This window comes from Thermoflexus sp., assembly GCF_034432235.1.
Classification (GTDB): domain Bacteria; phylum Chloroflexota; class Anaerolineae; order Thermoflexales; family Thermoflexaceae; genus Thermoflexus.
On the sequence record NZ_DAOUCJ010000055.1, the window covers coordinates 1 to 4,172 of the forward strand.

3 protein-coding genes and 1 pseudogene are annotated in these 4,172 nt (G+C 58.1%); all 4 read right to left on the reverse strand.

Annotated elements, in window-relative coordinates:
- Positions 1–422, reverse strand: a 422-nt coding sequence (locus VAE54_RS06685) for a hypothetical protein (RefSeq protein ID WP_322801171.1), incomplete at its 3' end; no start/stop codon positions are given.
- A 112-nt stretch (positions 423–534) separates the two neighbouring features.
- Positions 535–2,958, reverse strand: coding sequence for a DUF6541 family protein (locus VAE54_RS06690; protein ID WP_322801172.1), 2,424 nt, complete (start codon positions 2,956–2,958; stop codon positions 535–537).
- 4 nt (positions 2,959–2,962) lie between these two features.
- Complete coding sequence (locus VAE54_RS06695; protein ID WP_322801173.1) at positions 2,963–3,613, reverse strand: hypothetical protein; 651 nt, start codon at positions 3,611–3,613, stop codon at positions 2,963–2,965.
- Between the two features lie 26 nt (positions 3,614–3,639).
- Positions 3,640–4,172, reverse strand: a pseudogene (locus VAE54_RS06700) (hypothetical protein); the annotation flags it as partial.

The window sequence follows — 4,172 nt, forward strand, 5'->3', positions numbered from 1 at the left end:
AACTTGGCCATCACAATCGGCGCAAAAACCACAGTAGAGGGCTCTCCGATTCCCACGTAGGCATCTGATACATACTGAGATCCAGAGAGATTGTTCGCTACTGTGGCGATCGCAGAGACCGGTTGATCTGCGCTCACGATTGCAGCTCCCTGCCACCCAGAGGGCAAGGTGCCGCCTCCATCGAGCGTATGAAGGGCTGGATTAAAATATGCCGATCCTCCTGCAGGCACGCCGCTAAAGGTCTTCGTACCTGCAGAGGACCCATTTGGATTTATAAAATTCACAACAATGTTGGCTGGGCCTGTTCCCATATTTTGAATATTAAAATCTATGGTAAATTGACCAGGAGGGGCCCCCCATGCAGAGCCCACAATCGAAAAAAGGACAGCAAAGAGGATGATCCAGCGCAATTTTCGCATCATGGCCAAGCCTCCTTCCGCGGAGAATAAGGCTCTGATATATTAGTGGAGTTCCCGGGATCTTGTCTATACTCCCTTTGGATTACTCCGAGTCGGAGAATCCCCACCGTTGGGGCTATTCCCGCCCGGGATACTCACAATCCCGCCACCGGAAGATCCAGACCCGATCCTGATGATATAGGAGCTCCCAAGGGCCCCCCCGTAGCTCATCGGGCATCCAAAGAGGAGGCTGGGGAGCGTTGACCCGACCTTGTTGCTGTCCCACATAGACGTAACACCAACCCAAGCGAACCAGATCGTTCAGGATCTGGGGGTCACGCGCCGTCAAACGGGAAATCCATTCCCGAAGACGTGAAGGAAGATGCGGATCGGTGGTCCGCTCGATGGCATACGGGAGGGGAGGGATCAAAACCGCTCGTTGGGCCAACATGGGCAGCCACCATCCCCCATCGCTGCCTACCGCATCCTGACCTCCATAGGCTAAAAACCCATTAATCAAAAACCGCGCATCCGAAGGCAGATGTATACGGATCCAATCCATTGCTTGACGATCCGGTCGGGTCAGCATGGCATGAGAGCCGGGATCAATATCCCCAAGCCGATTCCAAGCACCCCAGGCTCCGAATAACCCGATTAGAACGATTCCCATCCGCCGAACCCATGGATTGCGCCATCCTATTTCCAGGAGATCTCCGATTGCGATACCGATCAAAAGGGCCATTGGGAAGTAGATCCCAATCCAGAAGGCAAAGCTGCTGATCACCCCAGACCCTGGCAGGCCCACCAGCTGCGGATTGGCGCTCAGAAAGGCGCCAGCCCACCAGATCAATAGAAATCCGATCTTATTCCGATGACGCATCCATCCAGCAATCAGGGCCAACCCTCCCAGGATCCAGCCCCACAGGGGCATATACATTTTCAGATCTCCCCACGTCTCCAGACCCGGGCTACTTCCACCGCCAGCGGATAGGGTTTGTTGCAGGAAGGCGGGAAGTCCTCCCTCCCCTAACCGCCCCAACCAGGGGATGATCAGGATGACTACGAGCCCTCCCAGAATCAATAACCGCAGTACGCGCTCTTTCCATGCCGGATCAAGCAACCATCGCCCATGGACAAGCATCCACGCGATCAAGAAAATTCCATAGAAGGCCAGGACTCGATAATGAGTTAACCCCAGACCGGCAACCACCCACGCGGTTAGAAGAAGTAAACGAAGATTCGGCTTCTGAGACTCTAGCGATTCCACTGTCAGGAGCACGGCCACCGGCAAGAGGGTCTGCCCGGCCAGCTGAGGATAGCGCCCCCAGTTTGTATAAGACATCGGCATTGACCACCACAAGGCTGGAAGAGCCACAGCTACCACACCTGCCCATGGAGATCCCCCCATCCGGCGCGCCAGAGGATAAAGGGTAAAGGCAGCCAGCCCATTCATCAGCTGGCCCCCGAACAGCACGGCCTGGAGCGCGGACCAACCGCTGATCCAGGCGAGCGCGGCCATTTGGCTGTGAAAGCCGTAATGATAGGTAAAACTTATAATGGGAGCGTAGGGAGCCCATTCTCGGAACAGGCCGCCATGATCCAACAACAACTGAACAATCATCGTATGTTGCAAACCATCGCCCCACATAGGCGCTTCCAGCCCGCGCGCTACCAGCAACCGAACCCCCAAGGCCAGGAGGAGGATTCCGATTAGCATGCCGTCTGGCCCGGATGCCTCCTCACGCCACCACCTTTGCAAAGCCGCCCACCCCTGGCGCATCCGCCATCTCCGATGCCGATAAGCCAGAGCCACAAGCCCGCCTCCCGCTGGCAGCCACGCGTATAGCGCCCCCCCACGCACGCCCACGAAATCAGTCCACAACAGGAGAAGGGGGTAAAGTGCCAGACTAATCCCAACCGCCAGCCCTATGCGATCCGGCCAGGAAAGCGATCCCCCTGTCCAGAACCACGCGAGCAAGACATAGCCCGGAATCAAATAAATCAACGCGGATAGAGACAAGAACCCAACTCCAGCCAACACCGCTTGCGCGAGCTCTATGGCGATTCCTTTAAGATCGTAAGTCAACCGAAACGCCAACTGGACATCCAGGGGTTCATGGTCCCGGTAGGCCGCGCCGTCGATATAGGCATCGCCGGGGGCAGCACCCACCCGCACCGCGCCCTTGCCTTCCAGTTCCAGGAAAGCATAGCGATACATGCCGTGGGAGCGGTTGTCTGGAGGGAAAGAGAAGCGGTAAAAGCGGGGAACTGTGACAGCCTCCAGCGGCAACTCCACCACGGCCAGGTCAATCGGAGATCGGGGATCGGCTCGAAGGTGAAGGCGAAGGATGCCTTTCGCCCCCCGCTCCGGCTCCAGCCAGAGCTCCAAACCGTTTAACCCGCCATGGCGGGCCACAAAGGTTTGCCCCACGGTGTGGCCCGGTTCCAGGAGGAGAGCAGGAGCTATCGGGCGAAGGAATTGAGTGTCCGCCCAGGTGCACCCCGCAAGCTCCAAAAGCAAGAACAGGCAGATGCCTGCCGCTTTCCACCACTCCCCCATTCTTCTAACCCAAAGCGAAGGCTTTTCGGAAGGCCAGGCCTGTGCCCAGCAAATAAATTCCCAGAACCAGACCATACGCCGCTCCCCATCTGAATCCCACTGGCTTCCCCTGACCCAGGCGCTCCGCCAGGATAACCCAGCGATCAGGGACGGTCAGGGCATAGCCGGCGCGGAATGTTAGATCCTGAACACGGTCCGCCTCCCCTCCCTCGAATCCCCGCAAGATGGCCTCTCCTTCCGGATACTGATCCGTGTCTGCCGCCCAGATCGCGACTGCGTTCCCGGGTTGTCCCTCTGGAGCCTCCAGGCAGAAGGTGAAACGTCGCCCTGCGGAGGACGTCACAGGCGGAAAGGTGAAAGCATATTCTTCGTGGTCTCGCAGAATGGCCATCTCCGCATAGGCCACGCGCAACAGCCGTCCATCCCATCCTCCCTCTCGAAGCACGAATCGCAGCTCCCCTTGATTGCGTCGTCCATATGTGCCGATCCGGACACGGATTTCTGCCAGATGCGGGAAGCGAGCCACGAAGGTCTGGCAAATCGAACGGCCCGCGACCAACTCCCCCACCAGGACATTGGCGAGCGGCTGTTGGGGGCCCTCCTCCGGAGCCGCCCATGCGGCCCCAGCCAGGAAAACGCCCAGGAGAAGGAACATCCCACCAAGAGGGCCAAGCGTTCTGGTCAGGGACATGGGCGAGGCATCACGTAAAAGGGTTGATCCACATAAATCCCCAGCCGGATCCGGCCGTTTGCAGTCCCATCCCCATCCCAATTCGGATCCCCATCCCGAATGGGATCGTAGACCGTCCCGACCGTGTCCACCAATCGCAAGCATGGATAAGGGAAATCAACCGCGGTGTTGGATCCACGAGCCCAGAGAACGGTCTTCTCCACACCCTCCGGCATACGGAAGACATAAGCCTCAACTCCAGGGATCTCGAGGGGATGGAGATAACGAGCGCCATGAAGCTCCCGCGTTAATGTTTGATAAGCCCAGTAAGAAGGCTTCGGATTGTTGAGATCCCGATCCCGGAACAGACCATGAGCCTCGGTGCCGGGCCCATCATCGAAAACGGAGAACCAAGCCAGCATCCGAAGATCAACAGAGAGACCCCGCACCAACATCTGAGCCAGCCGTTGCGCCTGGAGTTCTTCACTGCTCCCAGCGGTTGGATCGCTCCAGAAACCCATCTCCGGCACGAGCAAAGGCAGGT